The following is a 19,396-nucleotide window of genomic DNA, read 5'->3' as shown; positions in this document are numbered from 1 at the left end:
GAATTAAAGGCATTCCATGAAACGTTCTTATACCATTCTTATCATTTCCATTCTCAGTTCGGCGCTGTTCTTTCTCGATTGTGAACATAAGGATCAGAACAATGTGGACCTGAAGGTTTTAGCCGTAGGAAGCGGAGATATCATCTTTATCAACGGAGAGGTCGATTCCGATAAGATTTCTTCTTGCGGAGTCGCAGTCCCGGGAACTGCTTCCAGTGGAACGACGGGGACCACTTCGGGAACGACCACTACTACGACTTCCGGATCGACAAGCACGCGTTATACGATTACGAGCCAATTGATTATGAAAACTACGGGAGAATCTTTGGTTCTTCGGTTTCAATTCGATTCCTCCCAATATCAAGGTTCCGTGGATCCGCAACAAGGATTCAGTTATTCGGGCGGCGCTTTCGCAAGAACGGTCACTGGTAACGTAGGTAAGGTAGAATGGGGAGCTTCCGGAATTCCGGTTTATCCGAGCACAAGCGGCGGCGCTCAACAGCAGACGCTTCAATACATGGATATCGATCTTTCGCTCACCGGAAAATTACTGGCTAGTTCTACGACCACAGGAATTCTCAACCAATGTTATACTTCGGATAACGTAAATTGCACCTCGATTACCACCACGCAGCAGTGTTTTACTCAGGACAATCAGACCTGCGTTTCGACTGCTTCCTCTGCGGGGACGGCTGTCACCATCACCGGACATATCTCTTGTAACGCGCCGAACGTGATCCCAAGCGGAAGCGCGACAACTCAATAAGAATCTCCCCAAAACAAAACGAAAATTCCGATCTAATTTACATCGGAATTTTATTATATTAGAGTTTTATTGTTTTTGCAAGTTCTACGAGCTGATCGAGGGCCTTACCCCAGCCTTCGTGAAAACCCATTTCTTCGTGTTTCTTACGATTGACTACGTTTCCATGAATGGCAGTAGCCACGTATTTTGTTCCCTTCCCGTGGGTTTCCAGAGTCAGAATTGCGGTGAAAAATCCGAAAGGATGAGTCGGATCCGGAGAAGGACGAAATCCCGGCTGAAGAGCGTCGGTCCAAGAAAGTTTTTCATTCGGAATCACTTCCAGATAACAGCCGTTATTCGGAAAATTCTCTCCTTCCGGAGATTGCATTGTCGTACGAAAAATTCCTCCCGGACGGAGATCGATTTCGCAATCGATCGTCTTCCAAGGCGAAGGAGTGAACCATTTTACGATATGTTCCGGCTTTGTCCAAGCGGCCCAGACAAGTTCGCGAGGAACGTCCACGATTCTTTCGAAAACCAAATCCAGATCGGAATCGATCTGAGGATAAATTTTAGGCGCCATATTACTTCCTCTGTGATTCAAAGTATATTTATTTTTTATAATATAAAACATCTACAGAAGGCGCTCGTCGCAAAAAAGTCGCGTCGCGCATCCAGGATCGAGAGTTTTTTCATCTTAGGCCTAAGATCTCCTTCGAGACGAAGCCTTACCCGCAATCACCTGAATCTAAGGACAAACCGTCGTAACAACGACAACCTTCCGTAAAAATCGAGCACCCCCGCCCTGCGAGGCGATCCGTAGAGAGTGCCGCGCTGAGTTTTGGGTGGAGGAAGGCTCCGGGAGATTTTTCTCTATCGGAAAATTCTACTTTTTGCAAGTAAAAAGTCCCGAGTGTAGGAACTCCCACAAAAATTCTCATAACAACACATTGATTCTATCTAGTTTTTCCGATCTTACGATGCCGAACGTAAGCGAACGTCAAAATCGGGGAGTTTACTCTATCATAAAATTATAATTTTCTAAGCCCAAAATTCTTCTTGAGTAGGAACTCTTACCGAAATATCCGTTTCAGAATCCTGCGATTTCCGATTCTTTTCTCCGCAACCTTATGATTCGAATCGAGACTACAAGAATTGGGATCAAATTTCATACAAACAGTTCCAGGATTCTCCTCTTCTTTCTTTTGATCCCGGGAAATTCATTTTTCCCGCCGGATTCGAATTGAACTTTGAAAAGTAAAATCGAATCATCGGAAAACGTTTTACCGCATCGATAGAAAGTAAAAATTCCTTTGCGGGAAAATGCAAATTTATTCTTCTAAAAGTTTTAGAATTTGGTCTTTTAATAGGTTGCGGATTCCGGACTCGGAGAAGCTATTTAAGAATTTCATCAAGTTATCCGCAATACTTTGAAACTCGGCGTCCATCTGTTCCCGAATTTTATAGCGGGAAAGCAAACTCAAGATCACAACTCCGTCTCCTTGAGAACGTTCCGATTTTGCAAACAAAGAATGAATCAGCTTTTTATCGTTCTTATCGGCTTTTTCCAGAAGCAGAAGAATCGGATACGTATAAAGACCGTTGTAAAAATCTTTGAGCGGAACCTTACCGCTCTTGCTCGCCGGACTAAAATAATCGATCGCGTCGTCCTTCTTTTGAAAAAAAGAACCGAGATCGATTCCGAATTGTCTGAGTTTCTTCTTTTCCTTTTCCTGTTTTTCGGAAAGTACGCCGGCCGACAAAGTAACCGCTCCGAAAAGAGATGCGGTTTTTCCATACACAACTCTATTATAAATATCTAATGTGATTTTCGGATTTTTTTCCCATTCCATCTGAATGAGTTCGGAAACCGAAAGATCTTTGATCACTTGGGTAAAGATATCCATGAGTTCAGGATAACCCAATCCGTTCAGGTGATCGATTCCGCAGGCCAGGAGATAATCTCCCGCAAGAATCGCGGTTTTATTCCCGAATTTGGAACCCACGCTTTGAAGACCGCGTCTGGTCTCTGCCTCGTCAACGACGTCGTCGTGGAGCAGACTCGCCGCGTGAATCAACTCGGCAATGGCGCCGACGTCGAGCCAGTATTTTCCGGAATATCCGAGGAGTTGACAAAGACAATAGTGCAGGATCGGACGAATCCGTTTTCCGCCGGATCGGATCGTATAGGTTTTGATTTCGGCAAGAATTTTGAGATCCTCGCGGATGATCGCTTCCAGTTTTTTATCAAACTTACGAACTAAAGAATCTTTCAGTACAGATACTTTCACTACCTCTTCCCGTGGGGACAGTATTCAAAATATCCGTACAGGCTCAAGCAGAACTCTTTCGCGGGAATTCAGGCTTTCAGTTTGTTTTCGAGAATCAAAAGCTGACGAGCGAGAATATCTTCCATATCCCGATACTGTTCCTTACGGTAGATATGAATTAGATTCCGATACATTCTTTTGATGATGGAAAGCGTGCTCGCGCGGGTGAAGTATCTTTCGCTCGGAGTAAAACTGTTCGCTTCCAAAAATCGAATACAGGTCGATTTATCCAGAAGAACTCCTCCGTGAAACGGATCGATAAACGTTTCGTAATCGGGAGAATCGAAATGAAGAAGAAAATGAAGCGGCATATTCACGCCGTAAAGCGGAAGAGACAACCTCTGACCTACGAGGAGATAGATCGCCGACAAAGAGATCGGAATCCCCTTACGAGTACGCACGATTCTGGTTACGAAAGAATTATTCGGGTCGTCGTACTGATCGTTGTTCCCTTGAAAGTTTTCCTCCGAGGAAAGAACCCTTGTTAAAAAATGAACCTTGAGTTCTTCCGAAACGTATTCCGGATTGAGGTCGCAAAGTTCTTCCACCCTGAGGGCCAACTGATCGAGATAGATTTTAAATTCGTGATAAGAAGCGTCCGGATCGCCGACACTCGAAAGAAGAAAGACCGCTTCCTCCAAATCCGAATAGTCGTTGATGTGACCCTTTCCTGCGAGAAGCATATAACGTGAATTGATGCGTTCGAGATGAACGATGGAAGAAATAGAACGGGCATAAACTCGCAACGTAGGATCTTTGAACTCGTCGACGAAGTCGCTGATTCTGAATTGCCAAGGAACCATTTCCGCGATCTCTCGCATTACTTGAATCTTATCTTCCACACCCGCAAATTCCAACTGATAGAATTTTTCTTCCAACTTCTCGGGAGGAAAGGAAAGAGAACCAAAGTAAGAATCGGATGAAGGCATAAACTAGATCATTTTCCAAAAAACGAAATGAGTCAATTCAGAATGAAATTTCTTTGCGGAAAAAATGAAATGCGAATGATAAATTACTATGTCTTACGGTCGATCGTTGGAAGAGCTTAAAAATTGAAAAGAGGATTCGGAAAGAAATAAAAAAAAGGAAATGCTCCCCTACAATTCGGAGAGCGATCCACTTCAAACGGAAAGCGCTGATAATTCTTCGAGAGCTTTTTTTTCTTCTTCCGGTTTCGGAGGAGTTCCGTGCCAACCGGGATTGTTTTCCATAAATGAAACTCCCTTTCCGAGCACCGTATTGAACAAAATGATCGTAGGAGAACCTTTGTGAAGTTTTGCTTTTTCAAAAGCTTCTATGATTTGCTGGATATTGTGTCCGTCCGCTTCCAAAACGTTCCAACCGAAGGCAAGAAATTTCTCGCTGAGAGGTTCGAGATTCATTACGTCTTTTGTAAATCCGTCGATCTGAATTCCATTCTTATCCATAAATGCGATCAGGTTATCCAACTTATAGTGCGCACCGGATTGGGCCGCTTCCCAAGTCATTCCTTCTCCGCATTCTCCGTCGGATATACAAGTGTAGATCTTATGATTTTGTTTTTTCAATCTTGCCGCAAGCGCCAGGCCGATCGAAACGGAAAGACCTTGTCCGAGAGAACCGGAAGAACTTTCGATCCCTTTCATATAACGTGTGGAAGGATGACCTTGCAATTTGCTGTTCAACTTGCGGAAAGTAAGAAGTTCTTCCACCGGGAAATAACCGGAATGCGCCATCGCCGCGTAACGAATCGCGCAGACGTGACCGTTGGAAAGAATCAATCTGTCTCGTTCTTCCCATTCCGGATTGGAAGGTTTGTGATTTAGAATTTTCTTATATAGAACCGCATAGATATCGGCAAGACCCAAAGGTCCGCCCGGGTGACCGGAATTGGCGGCGGTCACCATACGGATCACGCTCTTTCTGAGCTCGTTTGCGAAATTCTTGAGTTCGTTGATTTCGTTCATATTCTTCCTATGTGATTGCGATAAAGATTTCCAACCTCTTAGAGAGGTGCCGAAAGGAGGTCAGTTCGTAGAACGAAACAGAACCAGGCCGGAAAGGAAAATCACGGTGTATAGAGGAAGGAAAATATAGTGCAGTTTTCTGTGAAATTCTTTTTTTCGCATAATACCCGACCAGGCCATAAGAAGCATCAAAACCAAGGTCAAGGCTGCGAACGCTCGATGAGTATCAATGATCCAACGATCGACGGTCGGAATGATTCCCGCATTCTCCAGGCCTCCCCCTAGATACTTTACATAGAGAAGACCAACGGCGGTGAGAAGATTCAGAGAAGTACCGAGCAAATTAAAAATACGATGGAGAAGATTCTTTCTGAAACGAAAATAATAACCTGCGTAAAAACTAAGGAGCGAAAACGCCATTCCGACATTGATCAGGGTTAAAATCATCTCATTCCATTTTCGGAAGAATTCAGACTTTCGAAACTCTTTTTCCAATCTTCCGCCTAAGAAAGAGGGAAATAATCCGAGCCAAGCGCCGCGCCTTTACTCAAAAAAATCAAATTAAGAGAGAAGACCGGTCTTGGTTTTTTTATTTGACCAAGGAAAAGAACCCGAAATACTGGTTTTCATAGTAAAATTGCTGCCTTAGCTCAATTGGTAGAGCATCTGATTTGTAATCAGACGGTTGTGGGTTCGATTCCTATAGGCAGCTAATTTCTCTTCGGGTAGGTACTCAAGTGGCCAACGAGGGCAGACTGTAAATCTGCTGACTATGTCTTCGAAGGTTCGAATCCTTCCCTGCCCACAAATTTGTCCTTCATTCCTTTTAATAAAATCCTAAACAACAAAACGAGTCCGGTAGGATTCGAAGCTTTCGAGTGAAAGCGTTTTTGAGCGATCCATAGAGAGCGAAAGAAACGTGAACCGAGTCCATGGATGGACGAGGCACGAGAAAGACGCCTCGGAGCAAAATCGAGCAAGGATGCGAGATTGCGTAGAAGCGAATCCTTCCCTGCCCACAAATCTCTCTCCTCTATTTTACAAAAATTGAATCAATGAAAGCGAATCCGGAAGGATTCGAATAGACCGAATGCGGTCGCGACCCATAGGGAGCGATGTGAGACAGGATGTCGAACAAGCATCGGGACGAGCCTACGCAAGCGAGGCAGGATTGCCGAGCGCAGGGGAGGCGAATCCTTCCCTGCCCACAAATCTCTCTCCTCTATTTTACAAAAATTGAATCAATGAAAGCGAATCCGGAAGATGGATCCTTTCCAGTATTCCAGTAAGGGAAGAATCCGCTGAGTTTGCTTTCGCGAGCTTTGAAAATAAAAACATCTTGATCTTCAAAACGCAGCTTAAATCAAACACTAAGCTGTCTTAGACATTTTTCCTCTCCGTCTTCTTCTTAGATAAAGATTCAATCGGAGACTAACGTTTGTTACTTCCTTTTACCCTCTTTTTAATTTACTTCGTGATAGCAACTTCTCAATCGACGACGGGAATGCTTTGACGGAATCTCGCTTCTTAATTTCCTTCCGAAAATTCCATCTTGAGATTCTTCCAATCGATAGAATAAAAACGATACTTTCCGTCGTTCAAAAATCCTTCCGCGAAGAATCGATTCAGAGACTTACGATAGACGATAGACGAAATTTGCAACGATTCTTCGGAAGTTTCTCCGCTAAACACGATTCGACCCGGAACGGTGTTATAAGCCGCGTTCGCAAACAAGAGGCTCCATTCCTCTTGATCAGAAACAAAAAGAGCGCTCCCCAAAATTGCCTCTGGAGAAAGTTCCTGAAAAGGAACGCAGTTCTGCGGCTGTATTAGATTTTTCTTAAATAATGAAGAACGTCCTTGTTTGCATAGAAAAGCGGGCTTTGCGGGCAAAAAAAACGCCGTCTCTACTTTTCTATAGTCCCAGAACGGAGTCTGATTTTTTTCTCCTCCGAAAAGTTTATCGTCGAGAAGTTTTGCATAACGTGAAGAGTTTTCGGAAGTTTCTTCCGGCTCCGAATCTTCAGTCTTTTGCGAAGGCCCTCTTCCTAGAAGATATTCGTAAACCGGATCGGACGCATCCGAGTTTAAGATCCGAATCGCTTTCAAAAGTTCCTGGCCTGGATGACCGTCTTCAAAGTTCTTAAAACAGATCCGATTCAAAAGTTCTTCCGATTCGTCTCCGGGAGAAAATCCTTTCGCAATCTGCGCGCATGCCTCTTGCTTCCTTCCGGAAGCGAGCAGAGTTTTTGCAGTTTCTATCCTTCCCCGTTCCTTACTCCCGTAAGAAGCGCTCATCCAAAAATAACGTGCGGAAGAATCGAACTTCCCCAGATTTCTCAGGAACTTTCCGTAGAGATACAAAAGATCGGATTTTCCTTCTTCGCTTAACGATTTTAATCTGCCTCCGGAATAGATTCTTTTATAGGCGCTTCCTCGATCTGAATGCAGAGTATAACTAATCCTAAGAGCGAGCGACGTTTCCGGACTCAATATGTTTCTCATCTCTCCGAACGCGTGAATTTTTTCCCAGCCGTCGTAATCTCCCGATTTGATTTTTACCGCATAACACGCCTTATAGAGAGGAGCATTTTCCTTTTTGGAAAGAATTTTAAACAAATACGGAAGTTCTGCGGGAGGAGAAACAACGTTTGTTTCCACCGATTCCTCCGCAACGAGATCGGTGGAATTTTCTTTCGAAGTTTGTTCCTGAAAAAAAGGATCGGGATCGGGAATCGGCCGACTACAGCCCGAGATCACCGAAACCAAGGCAGAGGGATTTACGTTCAAACCGCCGGCGAGTTCGGTTACGATCGAAGGATACTTTCCCTTTTTATCCGTAATCTTTCCGGAACGGCTCATGATCAGGATCGCCGGAATGTATTTGCGATATTTCTCATATAGAAAAAAAAGTCTAGAGGAAGCGGTTTTACGGATGTCCGACTTTTGAGAAGTCCGAAGCAATTCTTCGTATAAGGGAATTGAAAAAAGAGGATCTTCCTTTTCCATCGCGTAAGCGTCCTCGTAGGAAACGGATTCCAAGCTCAAAACAAAACTTAAGAAAACTAGAATATAAGAGAAACGTTTAAAATACATTTCTAAGGACTTCCCGTTTTGCATCGCTTCCGTGATTGAGTGGGCAGACTTCGGAAGGCACGGTTCCATTCTTGAATAGTTCTTTTTTGGAATGTTTGCAGGAAGGTCCGGGTAATTTTCCGGACTCTTCGCAGACGGTGGCGGTGATCGCGTGTTCGGTTACGGGATATCTTCGTTTTAATTCTTCTGCGCCTTCGGCCGATTCGAACACTTTTGCGACCGCGCCCCAAAGCGGAGCCGCGACTGTTCCGCCTAACGCGGAAGAACCGAGTCCGTAACTCGGGTCGTCGTATCCGAGCCAGATCGCCATGGAAAGTCCGGGTTTAACTCCGACGAACCAGTTGTCTCGGTTGTCGTTCGTAGTCCCGGTTTTTCCAGCGACTTCTCCTTTGTATCCGTTGTTTCTTACTCCCGCGGAATTCGCGCTTCCGTGAAGAAGATCGATCATAATCTCCGCGACTTGGGAGGATAAGACCTTCCTTTCTTCCGGAACTTTTAAACCGAACTCGTCCGTCGCCTTTCTTTCAAAGATGATCTTCCCGGAACGATCCGTAATCTTTTGAATCAGATAAGGACGTTTGATGGAGCCGTCGTTTGCAAACGCAGAATAAGCCGAAGCCATTTCAAGAGGAGAAATTTCCAACGACCCGAGCGCCAAGGAAAGATCTCCTCTGAATCTGGATTGAAGCACCTTGGAATCTGGGAAGAAAAACTTTTGGAAGAATTCTTGGATTTTTGAAATCCCGAGTTTTTCGGCAATCTGAACCGCAGCCGTATTTTTGGACTTTGCCAAGGCTTGTCTAACGCTGATATCTCCGTCGTATTGATTTCCGATATTTTCGGGCATCCAATTTCCGGTTTGATTCCGGTAAATCAAAGGCGCGTCTAGGATTCGAGAAGAAGCGTTGACGATTCCGTTTTCAATCGCGGCCGAATAGAGAATCGGTTTGATCGAAGATCCCGTCTGACGTTTCATTCCGGTCGTTCGGTCCAGTTGGTTGTCCGCCTTGAACTCGGAACCTCCGTGCATCAAAAGAATTTCTCCCGTGGAAGGATCAACGGCGACTAACGCGACTTGAAGCCCGGACTCGTTCGCCCCCGAAAAAGAATCCGTATCCATAAAAAGTTCGAGCGCCGGTGAAAGATCCTGTACATATTTTCGAAAAACCGCGGTCTCGCTGGAATTCTTATTATCCGTAAGTTTCGTTTTTCGGACCAAGCCGTTTTTCTGGACGTTGTCCACATACAACTTTACGATTTTCTGAAGTTCCGCTTGAACCGGTTCGGCGATCGTAGTATGGATCGAAAATCCGCCGGTCTCATAGATATTGGAATCGGGATAAAGCGAGTTCAAAAATTTACGGACGTGTTCCGTAACGTACGGAGAGTGGTCCCTTCGATTCCCGAAGACCGTCTCGCCTGGAGAACGCATGTGAAAGGAAAGATAGAGTTCGTCCAACTTCGTTTTCGGATTCTCTTTGAGAATTTCGTCCTCCCGAAAAGAATGAATGATCGCATTGACTCTTTGTCTGGAAAGATCGGGATTTTTCAAAGGTGAAAACCGATTCGGAGCGGACGCCAACGACGCAAGGACGATCATCTCTTCCGTCGTGAGTTCGTTCGGATTCTTCTTGAAATAAAATTCCGCGGCGCTTGCGAAACCGAAGGCGCCGTGACCCAAATAGACGTTGTTAAGATAATATAAGAATATTTGCTTTTTCTCATACGTATATTCCAAAGCAAAAGCGAGTTGCGCTTCTTTGATTTTCCGTATCAGACTTTTTTCGCGATCGTCCAAAAGAATTCTCGCGAGCTGTTGTGTGATCGTCGAGGCGCCCTGTTTAAAACGAAAACTCGTGATGTTCACGAGAATCGCTCTCGCGATCGAAAGATAATTGATTCCGCTATGCGAAAAAAATCTTCTGTCTTCCACGAGAAGTACGATCTTCTTTAGATTCTCCGGATACGCGTCCCATTCCAAGTTGCTCGTCTTTTTCGCGAAGATTTCGGAAACTTTTTTTCCATCCCGATCGTAGATCACCGAAGGTTGGTGATTGTAAAAAAGGGAAATCATTTGTTGGAGTTCCGACTCTCGGGAAATGACCCCGACCCAAAAAACGATCATTCCTACAAGAAGAAGGGAAATTACGGCGCCGGCGGAAAGTAGAACAAAATTTGGGAGTCGAATTCGATGAGAAGACATCCGACCTCGAAGCCTTTCGGCCAAGGTTTTGATCCGAGGTTGATCCGTGTCCTCGATTTCCCGACGAACGACGAAGAAGGGTTTTTCTTCGAATGAGATTTTTTCCCGGCGCAAAAGCGGACGTTCTTCTCCGAAGAGCGGATCGGGAGTCGGAGTCTTCCGTAATTCCCGGATTTTTTGCGGGAGTTCCCGCACTTTCTCGTTCAGAAAAACTTGAATCTGCGAAAGGGAACTCGAAATTCTTTCCAACAATCCCGGACCCGTAGGTTCGGGATCTTTTGGTGGAGCCGAAATCGGCGGAGTTCCCGCATTTCGAAAAGATTCCTCTCTTCGGGTAAGTTCAGTCGATCTCGGAGGATCGGCTTTGGGAGTGGAAACGAGCGGTTCTCGGGGAGGCAACGCCGGAGGCGAAGGTTCCATTCTTACCAAAGCCTTATGGCCGCACTGATAACAAGTCAGTCGGAAGACCGAACCCGTAGGAACTCCTTCCGGCAATCGGGACGCAGTTCCGCACTCAGGACAAAGAAATCGAGGACTTCTTAGAGTTTGAATCCCTGTCTCCATCATCCTCTTAATTGTCGGAGGATCTTCCGGATCCAGACAAGCACTTAATTCTCTTTTTCTTTCCTTTCCGTAACAACCGTGAAATCGTTCCCGTCGATCGTTCCCCTTGGAATCGATTCCTCGGGTCCGAGCGGAAACATAGAAACGGTAAGAACCTTGAACCCGAGCTCTCGAAGACGATGAGTGACTCCGAAACCTTCGTCGCTGTGAAATCTTCCGTTGATATGAACTATCTTTTTGCCTCGGGTCAAAAACGCATTCGCGATCGAGTCCGTCATCCCGGCGTCCCAAAGAGATTGCGCGTCGATAAATCTTCGGAGCGTCGTTTCATCCGAACTCGCGCCCGGATGCGACTGAAGCGCATTCTTAATCTTTGTCTCGTATCCTTCTTGGGAGAATTTTCGGATCAGATATTTCGGCGGTAAAAAGACGGAACGAATCGAAAAGAGAGTTTCGAGTCCGGAAGAAGAAACCAGATTTGCGTATTTTTTAGGAACGTTCGAAGCGATCACCGGAATTCCATGTTCCTTTGCGTATTGTAAGAATGGATGATAATCCCTGAGATGATTGGGCCAGAGTTTCAGAGAATTGAAAAACGTCTTTTCTCCGATTTGTCCGCTCAGGTATTCGTCCAAGGTTTTCTGCTGATCCCTCTCCAACATCTCCAGAGAAAGAATCACTTCGTTCGAAGCGGAAATTTTTTTAAACCAATCCAGCCTGATTTTGTGACCGGCTACGTCGTCGTGTTCCTCTCCAAATATAAGAATATCATAATTTCTGAATGAATTAAAAATCGCCTCGGCGTCGACGCCCGTTGCCGTCGATCCTTTCTGAATCGAATAGGGACGAGAAATTTCCTTCATTTGAAGAATGTCTTCCGAACGAAGGGAGACAAAACTCAAAACAAGAAGAATCGAACCGAAAACAACACGCCGAAAGGACAATTTCGTTTTCAAGAAAACCTTTTACTTCAGAAGAGATTCGATTTTTTGAGAAACGTCGGCGCCGTCCGGCTCTACCGCCGAAAGATAACGTGCTTCGATCTTTCCATCCTTGGAAATGAGAATCTTTTCGAAATTCCACTGCACTTCCCCGGGGTTCGGAGAATTTTGAGTGAGATACTGATAGAGCGGATGCTGATCCTTTCCCTTGACCGAAATCTTAGACATCATATCGAAACTGGCGCCCTTTTGGATTCTGCAAAAAGTTTCGATTTCCTTATCCGATCCCGGCTCTTGACTTCCGAAGTTATTCGCGGGAAAACCTACGACTACGAACCCTTGATCCTTGTATTTTTTATAGACCTTTTCGAGATTGTCGTATTGATACGTATATCCGCACTTCGAAGCTACGTTCACGACCATCACCACTTTTCCCTTATATTTAGAAAGCGGGACTTCGTTTCCTTTGATGTCCTTCACTTTAAAGTCGTAAAAACTTCCTTTGGCGAAAGTTCCCGCGATCGGGAAAAGAATTCCAAGAATAAAAAATAGAATGAAAAGTTTCGTCTGCATTTATAATACCTTCTTTCTGAAGAGTTTAAAACCGAATGCGGTTTCGATTCAATCGTTTTTCAATCCTTCCGATTTCATTCTTCGCTTATCGTGATAACGCGAGCAAACTCAATCGACAACGACCGCGATCTTTCCGAAACCTCTTCCTTCCTCCAATTTCTTATGAGCCTCTCCGATCTTTTTCCAAGAGAAAATTTCCGGATCCACTACGGGTTTCAGAATTCCCGCTTCCGCAAGTCTTGCAATTTCTTTCAGTATAAAACCGTGCTTCTCTCTTCCTTCGTTGTGCAAAAGAGGAATCAGCATAAAGACCACGGCGAGATCCAAACTTTTAGAATGCGCTTTCCCGAGATCGAACGTTCCGGACGCGTTGATCGTAATCGCCTTTCCTTTTCTTTTTACCGCGGCGATCGCCGTTTCAAAGCCGCTTCCTCCCCCGGTGTCTAACGCGAGATCGAACTCGGAAGAACCGAAATGTTCTAGCGCCGTTTTTTGAATCTCAGATTCCGCTCTTCCGCTCACGGCTTCGGCGCCGAGTTTTAAGACGAGTTCCTTTTTTACCGGATCCGTCGCAGTGGCTATAACTCTCGCACCCGCCCAACGAGCGAGTTGTACCGCGATATGCCCGACCCCGCCCGCTCCTCCCGTAATCAAAATTTTATTTCCTGCCTGAAGATTCCCTTTTTCAAAAAGACCTTCCCAGGCTGTGATCGATACCAAAGGAAGAACCGCCGATTCGACAAAACTCAGATTTTTCGGTTTCGAAGCGATCAATCGCTCGTCCGCAAGAATAAATTCCGCCAAAGCTCCCCCGGTTCCAGCGACGCCGCCCACACAACCGAAAACTTCGTCCCCTTTTTTCCACCGAGAAATGTTATCCGCAACATCTTCTATAATTCCTGCGACGTCTCCGTGAAGAACCGCTGGAAAGGCCGGCGCGATCGCCGGACCGAACTTACGAATCTTATAATCCACCGGATTTACGCTCGTTGCTTTGACCCGGATCAAAACGTGACCTGGAACCGTTTTCGGTGTAGCGATTTCTCCTTCCTCAAAAACTTCCGGACCGCCGAAACTACGAATGACCATCGTTTTCATAAAAACAATCTCCTATATCCTTTGAGAAGATTCTAACCTAGTCCCATTATTTCCACAATGTCTTGAATTTGAAAGAGATTCTTTCTAAAATGGAAAGAATGAATATCGACAGCATTTTGGATCTGGAATTGTTCGAAGCGGTTTGTTCGGAAGGAAATTTTGCGAAGGCCGCGAGAAAGACCGGGACCTCCCTTCCGACGATCAGCAAAAGAATATCGAGACTGGAAAGGGCGCTCAAAGTGACGCTTTTCGAAAGGACCACAAGAACGATTCGACTCACGGAAGCCGGAGATCGATTTCGACTTCGTGCGGAAAGAATTCTGACGGAACTCCGAACCGCCGAAAAGGAAGCGACCGTTGAAAAAGAACTCAAAGGAAAAATCAGAATCACCGCTCCCTCTCCGTTTGCGACTCGGATTTTACCGGGCATTTTCGCGGAGTTTCGAAATCAAAATCCGGAGATTCAATTGGAAGTCGTCTTTGGAAACGAAAAGTTCAATCTGATCGAAGACCGTTTCGATTTAGGAATTCGAATTATGAAACCGATTCGAGGAGAACGTTGTAAGGCTCTTTTGCCCAACCGGATCATAGCCGTAGCCGCACCGAGCTATCTGGAAAAAGTAGGAACTCCTTCCCGTCTTTCCGATCTGCAAAAACATTCAATTTTCTTTGTGGACGAGCAGGCCAACGTAAGAATTCCCGAATTAAAAAAAACAATCTCCGAATTATCGGGAGACAGAGGAATGAGATCCAACAACGGATCCTTTCTTGCTGAATACGTCGCAAACGGAGGATCCGGAATTCTCTTTCGATCTTATTGGGACGTGGAAGAGCAAATCGAGTCGGGGAACATAAAAAGAATCTTCCCTAACCTTCATTGGAAAGCGGAAACTTCAGTTTGTCTTTTATTTCCTTCCGGAGAAAAAGCGCCGAAACGGGTTCTTCGTTTTGCCGAGTTTTTAGAGTCCCGAATTTTCTCGGGGAGACTCTGACTGGCTGCGAAAAATTTTTTCTAAAACGTTGTCCGGGAACAAAGAGACAACGATGAAAATTTCGAAGATCAACACCGCGATCATCAAACCCAGAGCGGGAATCAATCCGAGCGGCTCGTCTCCTCTTTCGATCAAATAAACCGGACGGTCCAAAACGTAACCTTTACTCTTATAAAAACTCACCGCTCGATCTCCGAATAACGCATCGTCGCTAAATCTGCCTTCGATCGAAAACGAGAGGGAAGAAAAATACGTACTGTTATCAAACTCTTCTTGAGTAACGTCGCTGTCCTTAACGATCACCTTTACGTTTTTTGATCCGGCTTTTTCAAGAGACGTGACCATAAAAGCAATGGATTCCAGTCGATCGTGTTTTGAGAATTCCACATAATCGTATGCGGGAACTACATCTTTGATCTTGACATATCTGGGAATTTGATCCGCCGGAGTGGAAACGAATTCTTCGAACGTAAATTCCTTCCGATTTTTCTTTTCGTAATTATATTTTAAATCCGGAATCGCAACTCCGAAGATAAGATAAACCCCATATCCCAAACTGAGGATTCGATAAAAGATCGGAATTATTTGAAAGACATCGACCCACTTCTTAATCATTGATTTTACCGAGTTCTTACAGCGCGTCCCAAAACCTTATTTTATTTTTCGGAAAGATCAAGCTGCAAGGTTCTGTCCTAGTGGACAGGTTCTTATTGTTTTCCTTGAATCTTCCGAAGAACAGACTCCGAGAGTCACTGCGGAAGAATTTTTCCTAAAATCGATTCCGGCAGCAAAGAGGCCGCGACAAAAATCCCGAAGATCAACGCGGCGATCGCAAGACCCAGAGCGGGAAAAAAACCGAGCGGCTCGCTCCCTCTTTCGATCAAAAAAATCGGGCTGTCCAAAACGTAACCCATGTCCCTGTAAATTTTTTCCGATTCGCTATCTAAAGAAGTATCGTTAAATCTTCCTTCGATGGAAAACGAGGGAGAAGAAAAATACGTTCCATCGTCCAACTCTTCTTGGGTTACGGAACTGTCTTTCACGATCACTTTAACGTGTTTCGTTCCGGTCTTGTCGAGAGTTGTGACGGGATAAGTGATGTGTTGAAGTCGATCTTTTTTTGTGGAGATTACGTAATTGTTCGCAGGAACGACTCCGTCTTTGATTTTGATGTATCTCGGAATTTGATCCGCCGGGGTTGAAACGAATTCGACGAACGTAAATTCGGTCTTATTGTTTTTTGCGGAATGGAACTTCATATCCGGAACCGCGATTCCGAAGATGACGAAGGCGCTCAAACCGACTCCGCCGATTCTGTACAAGACCGAAAATCGGTGTAAAAATTGAATTCCTTTGAATACAAGATTCATTCTATTCTCCTAATATTCTTTATTGATTCTGCAAAGAATGATCAAATCTAAGATTACGGTCGAATTCTTTTTAAAGGAAAGAAACGATTCCTTAAAAACAAAAAAGAATCGAGTCTTACAAAAGACCCGATTCTTTCTATCAACAAGAGTATTGGAAATTTTTGAAAGAAAAACGGACTAAACGGCGATTCCTTCAAAAAAGGTAAGAATGTTGGAATCGTCTTTTTCCAGATGATCTAAGGATTGTTCGACGACCGACTCGAGATAATAAGCGTAGTTCTTGTAACTTTTGAGAAAGGTCTTCGCTTCCTCGACTCGGTCCGCAGGAATTTTGTCCTGAACGATCAATTGAAAGAGCGCAAGAACTCCGAATGCGGATTTGAGGGGATCCGGTGTTGCGGCAATTTTTAGAATTTCATCCGCATCCACTTCGCTGAAAGAAGGAAGCAAGTCTGTGATCAACTCCAAGGCGCCGATCGGAATCTGACGATCCAACGATTTAACGTAATTGATGATGGCTCGATATGCGCGGCTGTCTCCGACTCTGGAAAGAATCTGAACGACGCCCGAAAGGAGTCTTTTGTGATAACCCCAGGAAAGTCTTCCGGAATCCGCGTCCCTCATCACCTGATATAAAAAACTCCAGACGAACTTATCGTTTTCGATCGCCTTATCGGCGAGTTCGGTAAGCCATTCGTCGAACGCGGGGTTCTCCATTTCTTTGGAAAGAAATTCCTCCAACTCGGTCGGATTTCTTGTTTCAGGCATGTGGTTTTTTTTGCGCATAGGCTCCCGATTATCCGCTAGAGAAGTTTCCTTTTCCATTCTTTTTCTTCTTAAAATAGACGGATTATATAAAAAAACTAAAACGGAAACGAAGGAAGAATTCCGTTCCAAAAGAATCAAATCGAATCTCGAAGAAGAATCCGAATTCTAATACATTCTTAACATCCCTTTGCAATCGCTAACGCGGAAATGAAACAGTTCCCTTGCAATTCTTCTCCGATCCTGCATCCTAATCAGTAGGATGAAACAGAACACAAAAAGAATTTCTTTTACGATTCTTCTGCTCGCATTTTCGGAAGAACCTATTTACCCCGAAGAGGTTGAAAACCGAGTCGTATATTTTGAAGAATCCTCGGAAGAAACCAAAACTCAAAAAACCGAGAATTCCACCGGCAAAGAAACGAAAATCCCTTCGAGGGTTCCGCTTTCCGCCGAACAAAAGGATGAAAAGGCATTTCCTTCGGACGAAAATTTCGCAAAACAAGAGATCCTCAAAATCGAGGAAGAATGGAATCGATATTCTCCGGAGGATCCGAAAAAACTTGCGGCCAAACTAAGCACGTTAGGCGCGATCAAACAGAAGTTTCGCGATTACAAAACCGCAATCCTTTTCTACGAACAATCTCTGGCGATCCAAGACCGACTGGGAGAAAATAAAAGCAGGGAATACGCTCTTACATTGTATCTAAAATCCATTGCGGAATTTAGAATCGGACAAACATGCCGGGCCGTAGTCAGCATTCAATCCGTCATCGAAATCTATCATTTCTTGGGAGATGTGGATTCTGCGATTCAAGCGGAGGATTCTTTTAAAAAGTATTCGAGTTTCTGCCCGAAGAACTAAAAACTCTTTGACACAAAACGAACGACTCTCGAAAAATATGGAATCTTCTTCTTTATGAATCCTCTTTCCACACAAATCTTCCAAGATATATATCACGCGTCGCAAGCCGGAAAAATCATCACGATGGGAGATTTGGAGATCAAGACCGCAAAATCCGCCCATCAGTTAAGACCTCATCTGGAGGATCTAAAAGAATCAAGCCTCGTCGTGGAACATCCGGAGGGTTTTGAAATCGCCCCATCCGGAAATCATTACTACCAAAGCCGCTGGGGCTAACACGAGAACTTTAGAATTTCGTATTTTTCATATATTCTTTTTTTTTAATGTATTTATTCTTTCCGCCCCGAAACCGGGAGGACAAAAAAGCCTCCCGACAAAATTCGAATTCTTTGTTTACGTTTCTGCAAAGGACGACTCGTTCGATTTTTGGGTCATTCCCGATCGTTCCAAGAACGTATGAGTTCCACATTCTTAGGTTTTGAAACATGTTCTTTGACTCGAAAGATTTCGGCTGCTTCGATATCGGACGATTCTCCCCAAAAAAAAGATCGAAACAAACGCGCGTCTGAGGCCGATCCAACCTGAAAACTTTCAGCGCCGCGAAATTTAGAAACTCGAATTTTTAAGAATCGAGTTCTTTCGAAACGGAAATCGATCCACCTTTCGGCAAAAACCTTGCTCGAAGGTGGAAGAAATCTATCTTTTCGATTTTCACTCTTGCTCTTTTTGTAATGCCTCTGGTGAGGGGAGGCGTTTCAAGCCTCGGCTTTTTTCTCTTCCGGTTTACCACGATTCAAAAGAAAAACGGCGAGTACCGCGAAAAATCCTCCGATCGTCGTGGTATAACTCGGAATTTCACCCAAGAAGATCCAGCTTCCCAAAAGCGCCGTGACTGGAACGAGAAAGATAAATGAACTCGCAACCCTGGAACCCAATTTGGTGGAAGCGAAAAAATAAACGGTGGTTCCGAACGTGGTGGAAATCACCGCGAGATAAAGAACTTGAATCCAAAAACCGAAACCCGCGGAAAGAGCTTTGGTCACTCCGTATGGAAGCGCGAGAAAAAAATCGAGAAAGGTTCCGATCGAAAACACGTAGAAGCTATAAACAAGAGGAGAAATGTTTTGTCCTGTGCTGTGACTGTTCATACTCAAAAAAGCCCAGCTGAACGCACAAAGAAGAAAGAAAATATTTCCCGATTGAAACAGAGAGTCCCAGTTTAAGTTCCAAATCTGAAGAAGGATACAACCTCCCACCAAACCGAGAATCAGACCGATCGCCTCTCTTCCGGTCGGTAACTTTTTTTGAAACGAATGAACGAGAATATATGTAAAAATCGGATTCATAGTAGTGACGAGAACTCCTCCCGCTCCGGCCAATCCGTTGTTCAAACCCAAAAAGAAAAATTGGTTATAGATCGTATAAAGAATACCGCCGATTCCGACTTGAAAAAAAGTTTTATAATTAGGCAAACGAAAGGATTCCTTTCTCCAAAGCACGACTGGAAACAAGGAGACGGCGGTGGCTAAGAATCTCCAAAAAATAATCACATTCGGGTGTTGATCGCCGACGATCAATTTGGCGGAAGGCCAAGCAAAGCCCCATGAGATCATCGAGATCACCAATAGAAAATAGAATTTTGTGCCAGTCGTGGATTGCATGAAGGAGTTGCCCGAACTCGTCAAAGAACACAGAAATCGAACCAAAGGTTGATTTGTCTTTTATGCGGAAGGGAACGGCTTTTGTTCTGATCGGAGGCATCGTTTTCAGTTAAATCGAAAGATTGAGAAGTAAGGATTGTATCTGATTTTCAATTTCTGAGATTGGTAAAAGGGGCAACTCCTTCATGCAATCCACGACTGGCACAAAATTCTATTTTCTATTGGTGATCTCGATGATCTCATGGGG

General features: G+C 44.5%; 17 protein-coding genes, 2 tRNA genes and 1 pseudogene. 6 read left to right on the top strand and 14 right to left on the bottom strand.

All coding sequences use genetic code 11. The features are described from left to right. The first annotated feature begins 16 nt into the window (after positions 1 to 16). Positions 17 to 766, top strand: coding sequence for an LIC10920 family plasminogen-binding lipoprotein (locus CH376_RS10205; protein ID WP_100785207.1), 750 nt, complete (start codon positions 17 to 19; stop codon positions 764 to 766). Positions 767 to 824: 58 nt separating this feature from the next. On the opposite strand, the gene CH376_RS10200 is transcribed toward CH376_RS10205, so the two are convergent. The 5 genes from CH376_RS10200 to CH376_RS10180 all read right to left on the bottom strand — a co-directional run bounded on the left by CH376_RS10200 (position 825) and on the right by CH376_RS10180 (position 5,468). Further along, positions 825 to 1,328 carry an SRPBCC family protein gene (locus CH376_RS10200; RefSeq protein ID WP_100785206.1) on the bottom strand — a complete coding sequence of 168 codons (504 nt, stop codon included), beginning with the start codon at positions 1,326 to 1,328 and terminating at the stop codon, positions 825 to 827. A 748-nt stretch (positions 1,329 to 2,076) separates the two neighbouring features. Next, positions 2,077 to 3,036: a polyprenyl synthetase family protein gene (locus CH376_RS10195; protein ID WP_100785204.1), complete on the bottom strand. Its 960-nt coding sequence runs from the start codon at positions 3,034 to 3,036 to the stop codon at positions 2,077 to 2,079. 68 nt (positions 3,037 to 3,104) lie between these two features. Further along, positions 3,105 to 4,004 (bottom strand): transglutaminase-like domain-containing protein, encoded by a 900-nt coding sequence (locus CH376_RS10190; RefSeq protein WP_100785203.1) that lies wholly within the window; start codon positions 4,002 to 4,004, stop codon positions 3,105 to 3,107. Between the two features lie 192 nt (positions 4,005 to 4,196). After that, positions 4,197 to 5,021, bottom strand: a complete 825-nt coding sequence (locus tag CH376_RS10185) for a transketolase (RefSeq protein ID WP_100785202.1) — start codon at positions 5,019 to 5,021, stop codon at positions 4,197 to 4,199. Between the two features lie 60 nt (positions 5,022 to 5,081). Next, positions 5,082 to 5,468 (bottom strand): hypothetical protein, encoded by a 387-nt coding sequence (locus CH376_RS10180; protein ID WP_100785258.1) that lies wholly within the window; start codon positions 5,466 to 5,468, stop codon positions 5,082 to 5,084. A gap of 192 nt (positions 5,469 to 5,660) precedes the next feature. Between CH376_RS10180 and CH376_RS10175 the strand changes: the two genes are divergently transcribed. Next, a tRNA-Thr gene (locus CH376_RS10175) sits at positions 5,661 to 5,733 on the top strand. Between the two features lie 11 nt (positions 5,734 to 5,744). After that, positions 5,745 to 5,826: transfer RNA gene (locus CH376_RS10170), tRNA-Tyr, on the top strand. Between the two features lie 722 nt (positions 5,827 to 6,548). Here CH376_RS10170 and CH376_RS10155 read toward each other — a convergent pair. The 5 genes from CH376_RS10155 to CH376_RS10135 all read right to left on the bottom strand — a co-directional run bounded on the left by CH376_RS10155 (position 6,549) and on the right by CH376_RS10135 (position 13,496). Then, entirely contained in the window at positions 6,549 to 8,117 is a 1,569-nt protein-coding gene (locus CH376_RS10155; RefSeq protein WP_100785200.1) for a hypothetical protein, read from the bottom strand. Then, positions 8,107 to 10,884, bottom strand: a complete 2,778-nt coding sequence (locus tag CH376_RS10150; RefSeq protein WP_100785257.1) for a transglycosylase domain-containing protein — start codon at positions 10,882 to 10,884, stop codon at positions 8,107 to 8,109. Before CH376_RS10150 ends, CH376_RS10155 begins: the two co-directional genes overlap by 11 nt. Before the next feature lie 44 nt (positions 10,885 to 10,928). Further along, positions 10,929 to 11,786: a ChaN family lipoprotein gene (locus tag CH376_RS10145; RefSeq protein WP_243394707.1), complete on the bottom strand. Its 858-nt coding sequence runs from the start codon at positions 11,784 to 11,786 to the stop codon at positions 10,929 to 10,931. A gap of 63 nt (positions 11,787 to 11,849) precedes the next feature. Next, on the bottom strand, positions 11,850 to 12,398 hold the full coding sequence (locus CH376_RS10140; protein WP_100785199.1) for a glutathione peroxidase: 549 nt from the start codon (positions 12,396 to 12,398) through the stop codon (positions 11,850 to 11,852). Positions 12,399 to 12,506: 108 nt separating this feature from the next. After that, complete coding sequence (locus CH376_RS10135) at positions 12,507 to 13,496, bottom strand: zinc-binding dehydrogenase (RefSeq protein WP_100785198.1); 990 nt, start codon at positions 13,494 to 13,496, stop codon at positions 12,507 to 12,509. A gap of 89 nt (positions 13,497 to 13,585) precedes the next feature. Here CH376_RS10135 and CH376_RS10130 point away from each other — a divergent pair, with 89 nt between their 5' ends. Then, on the top strand, positions 13,586 to 14,488 hold the full coding sequence (locus tag CH376_RS10130; RefSeq protein ID WP_125231923.1) for a LysR family transcriptional regulator: 903 nt from the start codon (positions 13,586 to 13,588) through the stop codon (positions 14,486 to 14,488). Here CH376_RS10130 and CH376_RS10125 read toward each other — a convergent pair. The 3 genes from CH376_RS10125 to CH376_RS10115 all read right to left on the bottom strand — a co-directional run bounded on the left by CH376_RS10125 (position 14,456) and on the right by CH376_RS10115 (position 16,644). Next, positions 14,456 to 15,103: a hypothetical protein gene (locus tag CH376_RS10125; protein ID WP_100785196.1), complete on the bottom strand. Its 648-nt coding sequence runs from the start codon at positions 15,101 to 15,103 to the stop codon at positions 14,456 to 14,458. The genes CH376_RS10130 and CH376_RS10125 overlap by 33 nt on opposite strands. A gap of 134 nt (positions 15,104 to 15,237) precedes the next feature. After that, entirely contained in the window at positions 15,238 to 15,858 is a 621-nt protein-coding gene (locus CH376_RS10120) for a hypothetical protein (RefSeq protein ID WP_100785195.1), read from the bottom strand. Between the two features lie 177 nt (positions 15,859 to 16,035). Beyond that, a complete protein-coding gene (locus CH376_RS10115) occupies positions 16,036 to 16,644 on the bottom strand; it encodes a hypothetical protein (RefSeq protein WP_100785194.1) in 609 nt (202 codons plus the stop codon). Between the two features lie 472 nt (positions 16,645 to 17,116). On the opposite strand from CH376_RS10115, the pseudogene CH376_RS24840 reads away from it, so the two are divergent. Beyond that, positions 17,117 to 17,488, top strand: a pseudogene (locus CH376_RS24840) (tetratricopeptide repeat protein); the annotation flags it as partial. A gap of 54 nt (positions 17,489 to 17,542) precedes the next feature. Further along, complete coding sequence (locus CH376_RS10105; protein WP_100785192.1) at positions 17,543 to 17,764, top strand: hypothetical protein; 222 nt, start codon at positions 17,543 to 17,545, stop codon at positions 17,762 to 17,764. Positions 17,765 to 18,243: 479 nt separating this feature from the next. On the opposite strand, the gene CH376_RS10095 is transcribed toward CH376_RS10105, so the two are convergent. Next, on the bottom strand, positions 18,244 to 19,149 hold the full coding sequence (locus CH376_RS10095) for a DMT family transporter (RefSeq protein WP_100785190.1): 906 nt from the start codon (positions 19,147 to 19,149) through the stop codon (positions 18,244 to 18,246). Between the last annotated feature and the right edge of the window lie 247 nt (positions 19,150 to 19,396).

The organism is Leptospira adleri (assembly GCF_002811985.1).
Classification (GTDB): domain Bacteria; phylum Spirochaetota; class Leptospiria; order Leptospirales; family Leptospiraceae; genus Leptospira; species Leptospira adleri.
Note: the sequence above shows the minus strand (reverse complement) of the source record. Positions and strands in the feature narration are given on the sequence as shown.